The 13,518-nt window shown below is 66.4% G+C and carries 15 protein-coding genes and 1 riboswitch; of the genes, 4 read left to right on the forward strand and 11 right to left on the reverse strand.

Annotation, left to right across the window (positions count from 1 at the left end):
• The 3 genes from gcvH to metF all read right to left on the reverse strand — a co-directional run bounded on the left by gcvH (window position 1) and on the right by metF (window position 2,568).
• The gene (gene gcvH, locus E2K76_RS00705; protein WP_136682347.1) at window positions 1-360 is read right to left on the reverse strand and encodes a glycine cleavage system protein GcvH; all 360 of its coding nucleotides are present in this window, start codon (window positions 358-360) and stop codon (window positions 1-3) included.
• A gap of 8 nt (window positions 361-368) precedes the next feature.
• A complete protein-coding gene (gene gcvT / locus E2K76_RS00710; RefSeq protein ID WP_136682348.1) occupies window positions 369-1,454 on the reverse strand; it encodes a glycine cleavage system aminomethyltransferase GcvT in 1,086 nt (361 codons plus the stop codon).
• A gap of 105 nt (window positions 1,455-1,559) precedes the next feature.
• Window positions 1,560-1,648: riboswitch (glycine riboswitch) on the reverse strand.
• Between the two features lie 56 nt (window positions 1,649-1,704).
• A complete protein-coding gene (metF, locus tag E2K76_RS00715) occupies window positions 1,705-2,568 on the reverse strand; it encodes a methylenetetrahydrofolate reductase [NAD(P)H] (protein WP_136682349.1) in 864 nt (287 codons plus the stop codon).
• Window positions 2,569-2,654: 86 nt separating this feature from the next.
• On the opposite strand from metF, the gene E2K76_RS00720 reads away from it, so the two are divergent.
• Window positions 2,655-3,554 (forward strand): LysR family transcriptional regulator, encoded by a 900-nt coding sequence (locus tag E2K76_RS00720; RefSeq protein WP_136682350.1) that lies wholly within the window; start codon window positions 2,655-2,657, stop codon window positions 3,552-3,554.
• Here E2K76_RS00720 and E2K76_RS00725 read toward each other — a convergent pair.
• Window positions 3,540-4,163 (reverse strand): anti-sigma factor family protein, encoded by a 624-nt coding sequence (locus E2K76_RS00725; RefSeq protein WP_136682351.1) that lies wholly within the window; start codon window positions 4,161-4,163, stop codon window positions 3,540-3,542. The genes E2K76_RS00720 and E2K76_RS00725 overlap by 15 nt on opposite strands.
• A gap of 45 nt (window positions 4,164-4,208) precedes the next feature.
• The gene (locus E2K76_RS00730) at window positions 4,209-4,700 is read right to left on the reverse strand and encodes an RNA polymerase sigma factor (RefSeq protein WP_136682618.1); all 492 of its coding nucleotides are present in this window, start codon (window positions 4,698-4,700) and stop codon (window positions 4,209-4,211) included.
• A gap of 109 nt (window positions 4,701-4,809) precedes the next feature.
• Between E2K76_RS00730 and E2K76_RS00735 the strand changes: the two genes are divergently transcribed.
• On the forward strand, window positions 4,810-6,180 hold the full coding sequence (locus E2K76_RS00735) for a S8 family serine peptidase (protein WP_136682352.1): 1,371 nt from the start codon (window positions 4,810-4,812) through the stop codon (window positions 6,178-6,180).
• A 1-nt stretch (window position 6,181) separates the two neighbouring features.
• Here E2K76_RS00735 and E2K76_RS00740 read toward each other — a convergent pair whose 3' ends face one another.
• Window positions 6,182-6,424, reverse strand: coding sequence for a hypothetical protein (locus E2K76_RS00740; RefSeq protein WP_136682353.1), 243 nt, complete (start codon window positions 6,422-6,424; stop codon window positions 6,182-6,184).
• A gap of 149 nt (window positions 6,425-6,573) precedes the next feature.
• Here E2K76_RS00740 and E2K76_RS00745 point away from each other — a divergent pair, with 149 nt between their 5' ends.
• Window positions 6,574-7,773: an MFS transporter gene (locus E2K76_RS00745; RefSeq protein WP_136682354.1), complete on the forward strand. Its 1,200-nt coding sequence runs from the start codon at window positions 6,574-6,576 to the stop codon at window positions 7,771-7,773.
• Here E2K76_RS00745 and E2K76_RS00750 read toward each other — a convergent pair.
• Both E2K76_RS00750 and E2K76_RS00755 read right to left on the reverse strand, forming a co-directional pair.
• Complete coding sequence (locus E2K76_RS00750; RefSeq protein ID WP_136682355.1) at window positions 7,770-8,081, reverse strand: ArsR/SmtB family transcription factor; 312 nt, start codon at window positions 8,079-8,081, stop codon at window positions 7,770-7,772. The genes E2K76_RS00745 and E2K76_RS00750 overlap by 4 nt on opposite strands.
• Entirely contained in the window at window positions 8,071-8,505 is a 435-nt protein-coding gene (locus tag E2K76_RS00755; protein ID WP_136682356.1) for an SRPBCC family protein, read from the reverse strand. Before E2K76_RS00755 ends, E2K76_RS00750 begins: the two co-directional genes overlap by 11 nt.
• A 130-nt stretch (window positions 8,506-8,635) precedes the next feature.
• Between E2K76_RS00755 and E2K76_RS00760 the strand changes: the two genes are divergently transcribed.
• The gene (locus E2K76_RS00760) at window positions 8,636-9,424 is read left to right on the forward strand and encodes an inositol monophosphatase family protein (RefSeq protein WP_136682357.1); all 789 of its coding nucleotides are present in this window, start codon (window positions 8,636-8,638) and stop codon (window positions 9,422-9,424) included.
• Here the strand turns inward: E2K76_RS00760 and E2K76_RS00765 are convergent.
• From E2K76_RS00765 to E2K76_RS20550, 3 genes are read right to left on the reverse strand one after another with little or no spacing between them, the layout of a single operon-like run.
• The gene (locus tag E2K76_RS00765) at window positions 9,408-10,145 is read right to left on the reverse strand and encodes a rhomboid family intramembrane serine protease (protein WP_136682358.1); all 738 of its coding nucleotides are present in this window, start codon (window positions 10,143-10,145) and stop codon (window positions 9,408-9,410) included. The genes E2K76_RS00760 and E2K76_RS00765 overlap by 17 nt on opposite strands.
• 14 nt (window positions 10,146-10,159) lie before the next feature.
• A complete protein-coding gene (locus E2K76_RS00770; protein ID WP_136682359.1) occupies window positions 10,160-12,430 on the reverse strand; it encodes a glycosyltransferase family 4 protein in 2,271 nt (756 codons plus the stop codon).
• Window positions 12,427-13,509: a zinc-dependent alcohol dehydrogenase gene (locus tag E2K76_RS20550; protein WP_220432149.1), complete on the reverse strand. Its 1,083-nt coding sequence runs from the start codon at window positions 13,507-13,509 to the stop codon at window positions 12,427-12,429. The genes E2K76_RS00770 and E2K76_RS20550 overlap by 4 nt, the downstream gene beginning before the upstream one ends.
• Between the last annotated feature and the right edge of the window lie 9 nt (window positions 13,510-13,518).

Raw genomic sequence — 13,518 nt, forward strand, 5'->3', positions numbered from 1 at the left:
TCAGCCGATCAGGTCGGCGTATTCGTCCTCGTCCATGAATTCGTCCAGAACCGACAGATCGTCGACCTTCAGCTTGAAGAACCAGGCCCGGCCCAGCGGGTCCTCGTTCACCAGCCCCGGCGCATCGGCCAGCTTGGTGTTCACGGCCACGATCTCGCCGTCGATGGGGGCAAGGATGTCGGAGGCGGCCTTGACGCTTTCGATCACCACGACCTCGTCCCCGGTCGCGACCATCGTTTCCACTTCGGGCAGTTCGACGAATACGACGTCGCCAAGCTGGGTCGCGGCGTGTTCGGTGATGCCGACGACGACCAGATCACCCTCGATGCGCAGCCATTCGTGATCTTCGGTATATTTCATGACGCTCCTCAGCGTTTATAGGTGGTCTGGTGAAAAGGAAGGGCGGAAACGGTGACAGGCAAGAGCTTGCCACGGACTTCGCCCAAAAGTTGAGTGCCGATCGCCGCGGCATCCGCCTCGACATAGCCCATGGCAACGGGTGCGCCGACCGAAGGGCCGAACCCGCCGGATGTGACAATGCCGACAGGGCGGTCCCCGGCGAACAGCTTGGTGCCCTCGCGCATCGGCGCGCGGCCCTCGGGGCGCAGGCCGACACGGCGGCGCTCTGAACGGCCCGCCAGTTCTGCGAGGATACGACCCTCGCCCGGGAAGCCGCCGGTCCGGCGCGATTTCTGGATCGCCCAGGTCAGCCCCGCCTCGACGGGCGATGTCGTCTCGTCGATGTCATGACCGTAAAGGCACAACCCCGCCTCCAGCCGCAGGCTGTCGCGCGCGCCAAGGCCAATGGGCTGCGAATTGCGCAACAGCGCCCGCGCCAGCCCTTCGGCGCCGGGCGTCGGCACCGAAATCTCGAACCCATCCTCGCCGGTATAGCCAGAACGCGAAATCCACAGCGGCCCGAACAGCGTATCGGCAGTGATGACATCCATGAACCGCATCGCACGCACCGCCGGGACCAACGGGGCCAGCGCATCCTCGGCCAGCGGGCCTTGCAGCGCCAGAAGCGCGCGGTTCACGGGCTGGACCTGATCGCCCAGATGCGCGCGCAGATGGGCAATGTCCACATCCGCCCGCCCGGCATTCACCACCAGCAGGAAATGATCCCCCCGGTTCGCGAACATCAGATCGTCGATGATCCCGCCATCCTCGTTGGTCAGCAGCCCGTAACGCTGCCGCCCCTCGGGCAAAGCGGCGACCTCCACCGGCATCAGCGCGGCAAGGTCTGCGGCCAACTGCGCCATGTCGCGACGGGGGCGCAGGATCACCTGCCCCATATGGCTGACGTCGAACAGGCCAGCCTTCTCGCGGACGGCCAGATGTTCCGGCATCACGCCTGCGAACTGCACGGGCATCTCCCACCCGGCGAAGGGCACCATCCGGGCGCCCATTTCGATGTGAAGATCATGCAGCGGCAGGCGGCGCAGGTCGGTCATGGGCACTCCTCTGGCGTCGATCGCCATATGAAACGCCCCCTCTGTCCTTGGTGCCTGAGATCGTTATCCCGTCGGCGGGCGCACCGCGCCACTCTCCAGAGTTCCGTGGTCAGACCGGTCCTTTTGCCTGAGAGTTTACCGGGGCGGTTGCTCCTTCGGCACCGGATCGAACCGGCTTCTCCCGAACCTGACAGGGGCGTGTTAGCCCGCCCGGATGCGTCTGGCAAGACGCTTCATGCACCGTTTGCGACTATGCCGCCCTATGATCCAAAGGGCGGGTTTCCTGAACCCCCAAAGCGCGCGCCACGTCCCGGCTCAGCCACGGGCTGTTGAGGGTGTAGAAATGCAGATCCTCGACCCCTTCGGCCAGAAGCGTCCGGCACAGATCGGTGCAAAGGCGGATCGACAGCGCCTCGTGCTCGGCCACGGGGGTGGCGGTGAATTTGTCGTCCAGCCATTGCGGCACGGCCTGACCGCAGCGGGTGGCGAATTTCTTGACCCCGTTCCAGTTGGCGATGGGCAGGATGCCGGGCAGGATCGGCGCAGCGATCCCCGCCGCAGCGGCGGCATCGCGGAATCGCAGGAACGTCTCCGGCTCGAAGAAGAACTGGGTGATGGCGCTGGAGGCCCCGGCTTCGACCTTGCGGCGCAGCCATTCGACATCCGCCGCCGTGTCGGCACTTTCGGGATGCGGTTCGGGATAGGCGCCGACGCGAATCTTGAAACGCCCCGTCGCGGCCAGCGCCTCGACCAGTTCGATGCTGTTCGCAAACCCATCGGGATGCGCCGTGAACCGCTCCGCCCCTTTGGGGGCATCGCCGCGCAGGGCCACCAGTTCCGTCACCCCCGCATCGGCATAGGCATTCGCGATCTCCAGCGTTTCGGCCTTCGTCGCGTCCACGCAGGTCAGGTGCGCGGCGACGTTCAGGCCGAATTGCTTGCCGATGGTCGTCACCGCCTCATGCGTCAGCTTGCGCGTCGTGCCGCCCGCGCCATAGGTGACGGAACAGAAGGTCGGGTCCATCGGCGCCAGCATCCGCACCGTCTCCCACAGCCGGAAGGACGCATCCAGCGTCTGCGGCGGAAAGAATTCGAACGAAATGCGCGGGGCCATGCGGGTGTCTCCTTTTATTCAGGATAAGTCGCATTTACAGCAGCGTGAAGCAAATTCATATTCCTCAAGATCAATATGAGGCAAACATGCATCTGGAGTTCCGGCACCTGCGTTCCATCCGCGCCATCCATCAGGCGGGCGGTCTGGCACGCGCGGCGGAAATCCTGAACATGACGCAATCGGCCTTGTCGCATCAGATCAAGGGGTTGGAGGATCAGGCCGGGATCGAGCTGTTCGTCCGCCGGTCCCGCCCGCTGAAGCTGTCCCCCGCCGGGCAGAAGATGCTGAAGCTGGCCGAACGCATCCTGCCCGAGATCGAGGCGCTGGACGATGAATTCCGCGCCCTGCGGTCGGGCAAGACGGGGCGGCTGCATATCGCGATGGAATGCCACGCCTGTTTCGAATGGCTGCTGCCCGCGCTGGAGAAGTTCCGCCACGCATGGCCGGATGTGGATGTGGACATCCGCGCGGGATTGGCCTTCGACGCCTTCCCCGCCCTGCTGAGGGAAGAGATCGACGTCGTCATCACCTCGGACCCGATCGCGCTGGACGGGGTCAGCTTCAACCCGCTGTTCGATTATCAGCCGACCTTCGTCTGTTCGTCGCAGAACCCGCTGGCGGCAAAGGCGATGGTCGAGGCCGAGGATTTCCGCGATCAGACGCTGATCACCTATCCGGTGTCGCGCGACAAGCTGGACATCTTCACCGAACTTCTGACGCCCGCACGGGTGGAACCGCGCGCGATGCGGCAGGTCGAACTGACGGCGGTGATCCTGCTGCTGGTCGCCGCCGACCGGGGCGTGACCGTCCTGCCCGACTGGGTGCTGCGGGACCAGCGCGCCAATCCCGACTATGCCTGCCTGCCGCTTGCGCCGGGCAACATCACGCGCACCAGCTATGCCGCCAGCCGCGCGGTGGACACGGGCAAGGCCTTCATGGCCGAATTCCTCGCCCTCGCCCGCGCGGAACGGCTATCGCAGGGCTGACGCTTCGGCCTCGGGGTCCAGCGGATCGCCCGCCTCGACCCCGGCCAGCCACGCATCCAGCGCCTCGACGCCCGAGACGGGGGCATACCCCTCGCCGCCCGTCGCCACGGCAAGGCGCGTCTGCCAGCCACCCTCGGTGCGGCAGGCGACCGAGATCATGCCCTCCTGCTCGAACTCGCGGCACAGATCGCCCGAGGCGGTCTGGAAGGTCGCAACCGCAGTCACGCCATCCCGCGCCTCGCCCGAGGGAAGGCTGTCCAGCACCGCCAGATCCGTCCCGCCCGAAGGCACCAGCGACAGGCCTGCCCCCAGCCCGACCGCCAGCGCGACCGCCGCCGCCGCAGGAAGCTGCCACAACGGCACCCTGCGGCGCATCGGCACGACGTTGGACGCCGGCGCAGGTTCGGCCATCGCGCGGATGCGATCCGCCAGCGCGTCCGGCACAGGGCCCGCCGGCATCTTCGCAAATATGTCGCGTGTCTGTCGGAACATGGCCACACGCGCCGCAAGGTCGGGCTCCGCTTCGATTCGGCGGGCCAGTTCGGATGCCTCTGGCTCGGCCAGCTCGCCATCGGCAAAGGCCATCAGGGTCTCGTCGGTGATGTCCATTCATATCTCCTGCCGATGGGTGTCACGCGGAATACGCATCGGCCCCTACTTTATTCCCAACATCTGCGCCACCGCCAGCCGTGCGCGCGAAAGACGGCTCATCACCGTGCCGGGAGGGATGCCAAGAACCTCGGCCGCCTCGGCATAGCTCATTTCTTCGACACAGATAAGGATCATGACCTGCCGCTGTTCATCCGGAAGACGCGCCATCGCTTCCTGCGCCGATCCCAGCATCAGCGCGGTTTCCGTCACGCTGGCACCGTCCACCGTCGCAGCTTCGGGCGTGTCATAGACATCGACCGTCACGCCCCGAACCTTGTCGCGGCGCGTCATGTCGATGAACGCATTTCGCAGGATGCGGAACAGCCACGCATCCAGCCGGACCGAGGGATCGTATCGCCCCCGTGCCGCGAATGCGCGTTCGGCTGTGATCTGCACCAGATCATCGGCAAGGTCCGCCCGCCGCGTCAGCGACAGCGCGAACCTGCGCAGGTTGGGCAACAGAGCGATCAGGTTTTCGCTGAACGGGTCGGTCATCGGCAAGGGTGCGGCCCTTTCACGCAGGCGGGAATGTTTATGCGCGGATAGACGTTAGCTGCATAGACTGCCCAGACCGACTGCACCAGCCCCGGGAGGCGACACATCCATGACCCGTCATCTTTCGCGCGTATTCCTGCTCATCGCGCTGCTTGCCCTAACGGCAGAGGCGATGCGCCTGCCGATCGTCGGTCCCGCATGGGCGCAGGACGACGACGATGGAGATGATGACGACGACGACGATGACGGGGGCGGTCGTTCATCGGACGGCGGGGGGGACGATCGGCCCACCTATCGCGGCAACGGAGAGATGCCGCGCTTTCTGCGCAACCTGCTGGGCCGCCCCGAGCCGCAGCGCCGCGTGGTCCGCCAGGCCCCGCCCGCCCCGCCGCCGCCCGCCTATCGCCCGGAACTGGTCGTGTTGAACCTGAGCCAGCAGGATCTGGACGCCCTGATCGCCCAAGGGTTTTCGGTGCTGGAGCAGCAGTCGGTCCCGTCGCTGAACGTCATCATGCGCCGCCTGCAAGCGCCCCCGGCGCTGGATCTGGATGCGGCCCGTGCGGCGGTGCGCGCCCTTCCCTCGGGCGGGGATGCCGACTTCAACCACTACTATCGCGGCGAATCCTGCGAGAATTGTCAGGCGCAGGATCAGGTCGGCTGGCAGATGCCGACCTCGCGCGAGGCTTGCGGGCCGGACGTGACCATCGGCATCGTCGATACCGGCATCAACCCGGATCACGCGACCTTTGCCGGGGCGCGGATCGACGTGCACCGGCTGGAAATGGGCGACGACCCCTCGGGCCAGATGCATGGCACGGCCGTTGCCGCGTTGCTGGTGGGCGATCCGAACAGCCGCACGCCGGGGCTGGTGCCACATCTGCCAGTGGTCGCGGTCGATGCGTTCCACCGAAGCGGCAGCGACGAAAGGGCCGATGCCTTCACGCTGATCCGTGCGCTGGACATGCTGACCGAAAACGGCGCGCAGGTGGTGAACCTGTCACTGGCCGGGCCTGCGAATACGGTGCTGGAACAAGCCGTCACGCGGATTGCGGAGACGACGGTCATCGTGGCCGCAACGGGCAATGGCGGCGCGCGAGCCGAACCCGCCTTCCCCGCCGCCTATGACGGAGTGATCGCGGTGACGGCGGTGGACCGGAGCGGCAAGGTCTATCGCCGGGCGGGGCGCGGGCCGCATGTGCATCTTGCCGCGCCGGGCGTCGAGGTCTGGACCGCCGCATCCATCAGCGGCGGACGGCCCAAGACGGGCACCTCCTTCGCCGCGCCTTTCGTGACGGCGGCGGCGGCCCGGCTGCTGCAATCGGACGCTGCGCTGACCCCGGCGATGGTGGCCGAACGGCTGGCGCTGACCGCCAGCGATCTGGGCGATCCGGGCCGCGACGACGTCTATGGCCATGGCCTGCTGACCTTCGCCGCGGCGTGCGAGACGGAGGCGGGGCCGCTCCCCGTCTCGCAGAACTGACTCAATCGTCGTCGTCGTCATCATCATCGTCGTCGTCGTCGTCGTCATCGCGGTCCCGCCAGCGGCGGCGGTCATCCTGCCACCGCCAGTCGCGGATGACGACGCGGCGGTCGTCGTCGTCGAAGTCCCGCAGCTCATATTGCGGCAGGAAATCCCGCAGCAGGAAGATCACGTCGTCATCGTCGTCGGCCAGCCCGGCCGTCGGCAGCGCCAGAAGCGCAAGGGCGATACATGCAGCTTTCATCGAATGTCCTTTCCGTGTCGCTGTCACGGGGCTACGCGGCAGGGGCTGCGCGCATTCCATGACGATGCGCGACAATCCGTCGCGCCGGGTCTGGCCATTCGCCCCCGATCGGCCTAATGCTTGACCGAATCCAGATCAGGAGGGCCGAAATGGCAGACGCTTCCAGTGCGATGCGCAATCCGGTCGCGGCGACGACCTATCCCGTGATCCTTGCAATCAGCCTGTGCCACATGCTGAACGACGTGCTGCAATCGCTGCTATCGGCCATCTATCCGGTGCTGAAGGCCGATTTCGCGCTGGATTACTGGCAGATCGGGCTTCTGACGCTGATCTTCCAATGCACGGCCTCGCTGCTGCAACCCGTGGTCGGCATCTATACCGACCGCAAGCCGATGCCGATGTCGCTGGCCTTCGGCATGGCGTCCAGCCTTGTGGGGCTGGTGGTTCTGGCATGGGCGCCCAGTTATCCGGTGCTGCTGTGCGGGGCGGCGCTGATCGGTATCGGATCGTCGATCTTCCACCCGGAGGCAAGCCGCGTCGCGCGCATGGCCTCGGGCGGGCGGTTCGGGCTGGCGCAATCGCTGTTCCAGGTGGGCGGCAACTTCGGGCAATCGGCGGGGCCTCTTCTGGCCGCATTCATCGTCGTTCCGTTCGGGCGGCCCAGCATCGCATGGTTCACGTTGATCGCGCTTCTGGGCATCGTGATCCTGCAACGGGTGGGCGTGTGGTATCGCGAACACGCCCGCGCCGCCGGGCAGAAGATCGTGGATCGCACCCTGCCGCTGCCCCGGAACCGCGTGATCGTGGCGCTTGTCGTGCTGGCTTTCCTGACGTTCTCGAAGAACGCCTACATGGCCAGCATCTCCAGCTACTACACCTTCTATCTGATCGAGAGTTTCGGGGTATCGACCCAGACCTCGCAGATGATGCTGTTCCTGTTCCTTGTCGCGGTTGCGGTCGGCACGGTCATCGGCGGCCCGATCGGGGATCGATTCGGCACGGTGGCGGTGATCTGGTTCTCGGTGCTGGGGGCGCTGCCCTTCACGCTGGCGCTGCCCTTCGTGGACCTGTTCTGGAGCGGGGTGCTTTCGGTCATCATCGGCCTGATCATGGCGTCTTCCTTCCCGGCCATCGTGGTCACGGCGCAAGAGCTTCTGCCGGGCCGGGTCGGAATGGTCGCGGGGATTTTCTTCGGCCTTGCCTTCGGGATGGGCGGAATCGCGGCGGCGGCACTGGGTGTCTTCGCCGACATGTATGGCATCCGCGCCGTCTATCTTGCGTGCGCATGGCTGCCCGCGCTGGGCGTGCTGACGGTGTTCCTGCCCCGCCGGCGGGAGTTCCTGCGCTAATCCTCGGCCAGCCGCTTGAGGCGGGCGAGCGTCCCGTCCCATTGCGCCGCCGCGCGGGTCAGGTGGTCGCGTGCGGCCAGCAAAGCCTCGGGGCGCAGCGACACGCGCGCCTCGCGCCCCGCGCGGGACTGTTCGACCAGCCCCGCGCCGCGCATCACCGACAGATGTTTCGCCACTGCCTGACGGGTCAGCGGCAACCCCTCGGCCAGTTCGGTGATCGACAGCGCCCCCCCGCCCAGCCGCGCGATCAGCGCCAGCCGCGTCGGATCGCCCAGCGCCGCAAAGACGGGTGCGAGGTCAGGCGACATGGGCGGCGATGTTCCCAAGCTGGATTTCCCAGCCGCTGGTATTGTCGCGCATGACCGGGATGCGGCGATGATCGGGCAGGTTTTCGAAGCCGCTTTCCACCACCGTCAACCGCGTTCCGGTGTCGATGGGCGTTAGGATGAAGGTCACAGTGGTTTCCGCCTGATCCGCGATATCGCCCTGCCCATCGTAATCGTGCCAGCGAAAGCGGAACAGCCGCTCCGGCTCGATCCGTTCGACGGTTGCGCGCCAAGGCCAGCCTTCGAACCCCGGATAGGTCATGCGCCCGGTCGAAAGCGCCCCCTCGGAAAAGGGCTGGTCGAGGGCAACCCGGAACCATTCCCCGAATTCGGCATGGTCGGTCAATGCCCGCCAAACGCGGGAAACCGGCGCGGTGATGTCGATGGTCTTTTCGATCTTGTCCATATCGGCAACCTCCTGGTTGCATATTCCCACAACCGGCAAAAAGAGCAACCGAAAAGTTGCATATCATCGCCCCTTTCCTTTCCGCCCCCTTGCGCCTATACCCCCGCCCTTGAATCGCAGGAGTCCAGACATGCAAGGCAGCGCGAACCTTAACCTGATGATCAAGGCTGCCCGCAAGGCAGGCCGCAGCCTCGTGAAGGATTTCCGCGAGGTCGAGAACCTTCAGGTCTCCTCCAAGGGTCCGGGCGACTTCGTGTCCAAAGCCGACCGAGAGGCCGAGCGGATCATCAAGGAAGAACTGATGGGCGGCCGCCCGACCTATGGCTGGCTGGGCGAGGAAACCGGTGGCGAAGAAGGTGCCGATCCGACCCGCCGCTGGATCGTCGATCCGCTGGACGGAACCACCAACTTCCTGCACGGCCTGCCCCATTGGGCGGTGTCCATCGCGCTGGAGCACAAGGGCGAGATCGTGGCCGGGGTCGTCTTCGACGCCGCGAAGGACGAGATGTTCTGGGCCGAAAAGGGCGCAGGCGCCTGGATGAACGACAGCCGGTTGCGCGTGTCGGGTCGCAACAAGATGATCGAATCCATCTACGCCACCGGCATTCCGTTCGCATCCGGCGGCACCCTGCCCGCCTCGCTTCAGGATCTTGCGCGGCTGATGCCGGTCTGTGCGGGCGTGCGCCGTTGGGGCGCTGCGGCGCTGGATCTCGCCTATGTCGCCGCTGGCCGCTACGACGGCTATTGGGAACGCGGGATCAAGCCGTGGGACATGGCAGCCGGCATGATTCTAGTCAAGGAGGCGGGCGGCATGGTTTCCGCCATCCGCGAGGGCGACGAGCCGCTGGTCAAGGGTTCGATCATCTGCGGCAACCAGAGCCTGTTCGAACCCTTCCGCAAGATCATCCGCGGCGAGTGATCTTCGGGATTCGCGTCGGAGCATAGACCGCCGCCGGGTGCGGCGGCTTGCCATGCGTGATCTGCCAGAACCGCCGCCCGCCCAAACGTATCCATGTCGGCACCGCCATCGCCATCCCGGCAATGAACCCGCCCGCATGTGCCCAATAGGCGACACCGCCCATTTCGGACGGCACCGTCAGCCCATTGAAGACCTGAAGGCCGAACCAAAGACCCAGCATGATCCATGCCGGGATGCTGAACACCTTGAAGAAGACGATGAGGATCAGCAGGATATCCACCTTGGCCCGTGGAAACAGCAGCAGGTAGGCCCCCATCACCCCGGCGATCGCGCCCGACGCGCCGACCATCGGCACCGTGGACCACGGATCGCTGGCCACCTGAAGCAGCCCCGCCGCCAGCCCCGAGGCGAGGTAGAAGCCAAGATATCCCGCCCGCCCGAACCGCTCCTCCAGATTGTCGCCAAATATCCACAGGAACAGCATGTTGCCGATCAGGTGCATCCAGCCGCCATGTAGGAACATCGAGGTGACGAAGCCCCAAAGCTGCTGCCCTTGGATCACCGCCGCCGGAACCAGCCCCCAATCCACCCAGAACCAGCCCAGCGCCACCTCGTCCAGCCCGAACCATGACAGCAGGAAGACCGCGATATTCGCGGCCATCAACGCATAGGTCACACAAGGGACCTGCCCCGAAGGGTTATGATCGCGGATTGGAAACATGGGCGAAGGCTTCCCTATCGCGCCTTGGCGGTCAATCGGAAAACGGCGTCGGCCAGCGGCTGGTGGACCGCCCTGCGCCCGCCGATCACCCGATGGCCCAGAAGACCGTTCGGACAGATACGGTCGTCGTCCCAGCCAAGATGGTCCGCCACCGGATAGAGGCAGACCCCCTCGACCCGCACGCCCCGCGCCCTTGCACGCCGAACCTCGCCGCCCACCCAATCGAGCCATGAGGCCCGCCGCGCGCCTTCGGTCCCCGTTTCGGCGATCAGCAGCGGGCGGTCGTAACGCGCAGCGACCTCGAACAGCAGGTCGGACAGGGGGGCATAGGATGGGTGGTCGACGTCGATGGGCGGGCCGCCGTGAATCCACTGGTTGTTGAAGTAGTAATTCACCCCGACGATATCCAAGAGCGAAGGATCGCCCCCGATCTGCGGCCAGATCCGCCCCGAAATCAGATCCATCGCCTGAAACTGGGCGTCGTGCCAGCCCTGCGCCTCCCATCGCGGGCGCCCCGCGTGATCGGCGTGGTGAATGGCGATCAGCGGTTCGGCGTGAACGAAGCGCGCGCGCGGGTCGATCGCGCGCAATTCAGCCATCGCGGCAATCGCGGCGCGGGCAAGCTGGACCTTCAACTCAAACCCCCGCCCGGCGGCGAAGGGGTTCAGATACTGCGCATCGCCCCCGGCCCACGAAAGGAAGCTGATCTCGTTCACCGGGCACCAGAACGGGACGGCATCCGTGACTTCGCGGTGATGCCGCCCGACCGCGCGGGCGAAGGCGGCGAAACGGGTGACGAAGCCGGGCGACCAGATGTCCAGATCGTCGGGCCAGCCGTAATGCATCAGATCCCAGATCACCTGCCTGCCCTGCGCCGCCTCCAGCATCGGCGTCAGCGAGGCGAAATCGTAGCGCCCCGGCGACGGCTCGATCAGGTGCCAGCGAACCGCGTCGCGGCAGGCGCGGATGCCAAGCCCCGCCAGTTGCGTGTAATCGCCCGCCGCGTGCCTGTCATGCCCCGTGGATGCCAGCAGATCCAGCCGCACCCCATCGCGCCGCCGATGAGAGGAGCTTTCCCAACCGCCAAGGACGAAACTGTCGAAGGTCGTTGGCGGCGGCGCGGCCTTGCGCTCGGCCAGCACCTCGGCGAACAGCGCCTCCCATTGCGGCACCACGGCTTCGGCGGAATAGGTCGCGCGGACATGGGCTTGCAGCCCCTGCCCAAGCCGGGCGCGCAGCGCGGGATCGTCGATCAGGCGGCGCATGGCCCCTGCGAAGGCGCCAGGCGCCTCGTGCGGCACGAACATCCCCGTCGCGCCGTCCCGGATCTGCTGAAGCGCGCCGTTGTCGGGCGTCGCGATGACCGGCAGCCCCGCCGCCCCGGCTTCGGCGATCACATGCGGCATCCCCTCCCCGCGCGAGAGCCAGCAGAAAACATCCATCGCCGCCATCAGATCCGGCACATCCGCCCGGTCGCCGGTGAAGATGACCCGCCCGCCCGCCAAGATGCGAAGCTCCTCGGCATAGTTCGGCATGAAGGCATCCGGCCCACCGACGACGATGAAGCGTGCGTTCCGATGGGTGGTGGCGACGTCCAAAGCGGCGGCGATGAAATCCTCCACCCGCTTCTTGCGGTCCAGCCGCCCGACCCAGCCGATCAGAACCTCGTCCGGGGCGATGCCAAGGGCCGCGCGCATCGGCTGGCGCATCGCGGGCGAAAACTCCGTCAGGTCCACCATCGACGGGATTTCTACCGCATGATCCGCCCGCATCCGCCCCGCCGCTGCCGCGCGGATCGTGTCGCACACCCCGACATAGCGGGTCGTCAGGTGTTTCGGCCCCGCCAGCGCCTCGGACACCAGCCCGCCATGTTCGATCAGCGGCGGGTGCAGGGCAAGACGGTCCATTGCCGGATAGATGTCGGCCACGTTCTGCGACGAGATCACGATATCAGCACCCGCGATCCGGCGGCGCAGGTAATCCACCGTCTCGTCGAACCCGAGCGTATAGGCCGCCGTATCCACCTCCACCCCAAGGGCGCGAAGCTGCTCGTGACTTTGATCCGGCATTCCGTCCTTGCGGAAACAGGGCAGGACGGTGATGCGGTAACGGCTGGGGTCCAGCGTCCGCGCCAGAAGGCGGGCCTCCGTCTCCTCGCCGCCCACGACCAGCCATGCAAAGACCCAAAGAATGCGGATCTTGCCCGCATCGGGGTGCGGTTCGGGAAAGGCGCCCGCAGCAAGGGCAGCGACGGCGCGGCGGTCCTCGGCCTCGCGCTCCGTCATTTGTGTTCCAGCACGATCTGAAGGAATTCGGGGCGATCGCGCACCAGGTGACGCAGGAAGTCCGGCGCCTCGTCGAAGGGCACGACATGCGTGATCATGTGCCGCCGGATCGCCTCGCCTTCGGTCGCCAGCAGGTCCAGCGTTTCCTGCGCAAGCCGCCGCTGATTCCACGCAGGGGCCAGCGGACGCGGCATCCGCCCGATCTGGGCGCAGCGGATCGACAGGCCGTTGTGATGGAATTCCTCGCCCAGCCGGGCGCCGTCCAGCCCGCCTTGATAGAAGGCCAGATCGATCACCACCCCCTGCGGCGCCAGCGACCGCAGGGCCAGATGCAGGCTGTGCGAATGGGCGCGGGTCTGGAACACGATTTCGGCCCCGTGACCCCAGCGGGATTTGGCGTGCTGCCACGCCTCCTCCTCGCCCATCGCATCGAACCCCATGCGGCGCGCCAGATCCTGACGCCAGCCGGACGGATCGACGACCACCACCTCGGACGCCCCCGCGCGGCGGGCGAACAGGGCGCAGAACAGCCCCACCGTGCCGCCGCCCCAGACCAGCACGGGCCGCCCCGCAACACCCGCGCCCAGATGGGGAACCGCCGCGCCGAACTGTTCGGCATCGGCGTGAAGGATGCCGTTCGCCGCGATCGGTCCCATCTGTGCCACGAAGATGCCCAGCATCGGGTCCAGATCGCCGATTTTCACCAGCAGGTCGTGATCGGGATTCGCGGTATGCCCGGTCTTGTGGCCGAAGGTTGTCGCCAGCACCTCGCCATTCGCAAAGCCGCGCGCCCGCGCGTCGATCACCCGCGCGACCTCCATATAGCCAAGGAAGTTCACCGGGTAATGCGCCGAAGCCTCGCCCGGAACGAAGACGCCGCGCCCCGCGTCCCATCGGCTGTGCAGATAGGGATTGGTGCCCTTCATGAAGGTCAGTTCGGTCCCGGCGCTGATCCCGGTGAACATCAGGTCAAGGCGCAACTGCCCGTCGCCCGCCGGGGCTTCGTCATATTCGAAGAAATATGGCTCGTTCGGACGCTCTATTCCCAGCGATCGGATGCGGCGGTGCTGATGCGGCATGGCGGGGCA

The organism is Falsirhodobacter xinxiangensis, from assembly GCF_004959935.1.
GTDB lineage: Bacteria > Pseudomonadota > Alphaproteobacteria > Rhodobacterales > Rhodobacteraceae > Falsirhodobacter > Falsirhodobacter xinxiangensis.

What these genes read in the sequence shown, in the direction of transcription:
- E2K76_RS00765 (WP_136682358.1), bottom strand. Translation starts at nt 10,145, where the DNA reads ATGTTTCCAATCCGCGATCATAACCCTTCGGGGCAGGTCCCTTGTGTG.
- E2K76_RS00750 (WP_136682355.1), bottom strand. Translation starts at nt 8,081, where the DNA reads ATGTCGCCTGACCTCGCACCCGTCTTTGCGGCGCTGGGCGATCCGACG.
- E2K76_RS00755 (WP_136682356.1), bottom strand. Translation starts at nt 8,505, where the DNA reads ATGGACAAGATCGAAAAGACCATCGACATCACCGCGCCGGTTTCCCGC.
- gcvH (WP_136682347.1), bottom strand. Translation starts at nt 360, where the DNA reads ATGAAATATACCGAAGATCACGAATGGCTGCGCATCGAGGGTGATCTG.
- gcvT (WP_136682348.1), bottom strand. Translation starts at nt 1,454, where the DNA reads ATGACCGACCTGCGCCGCCTGCCGCTGCATGATCTTCACATCGAAATG.
- E2K76_RS00725 (WP_136682351.1), bottom strand. Translation starts at nt 4,163, where the DNA reads ATGGACATCACCGACGAGACCCTGATGGCCTTTGCCGATGGCGAGCTG.
- E2K76_RS00745 (WP_136682354.1), top strand. Translation starts at nt 6,574, where the DNA reads ATGGCAGACGCTTCCAGTGCGATGCGCAATCCGGTCGCGGCGACGACC.
- E2K76_RS00735 (WP_136682352.1), top strand. Translation starts at nt 4,810, where the DNA reads ATGACCCGTCATCTTTCGCGCGTATTCCTGCTCATCGCGCTGCTTGCC.
- E2K76_RS00720 (WP_136682350.1), top strand. Translation starts at nt 2,655, where the DNA reads ATGCATCTGGAGTTCCGGCACCTGCGTTCCATCCGCGCCATCCATCAG.
- E2K76_RS00760 (WP_136682357.1), top strand. Translation starts at nt 8,636, where the DNA reads ATGCAAGGCAGCGCGAACCTTAACCTGATGATCAAGGCTGCCCGCAAG.
- E2K76_RS00740 (WP_136682353.1), bottom strand. Translation starts at nt 6,424, where the DNA reads ATGAAAGCTGCATGTATCGCCCTTGCGCTTCTGGCGCTGCCGACGGCC.
- E2K76_RS00770 (WP_136682359.1), bottom strand. Translation starts at nt 12,430, where the DNA reads ATGACGGAGCGCGAGGCCGAGGACCGCCGCGCCGTCGCTGCCCTTGCT.
- E2K76_RS20550 (WP_220432149.1), bottom strand. Translation starts at nt 13,509, where the DNA reads ATGCCGCATCAGCACCGCCGCATCCGATCGCTGGGAATAGAGCGTCCG.
- E2K76_RS00730 (WP_136682618.1), bottom strand. Translation starts at nt 4,700, where the DNA reads ATGACCGACCCGTTCAGCGAAAACCTGATCGCTCTGTTGCCCAACCTG.
- metF (WP_136682349.1), bottom strand. Translation starts at nt 2,568, where the DNA reads ATGGCCCCGCGCATTTCGTTCGAATTCTTTCCGCCGCAGACGCTGGAT.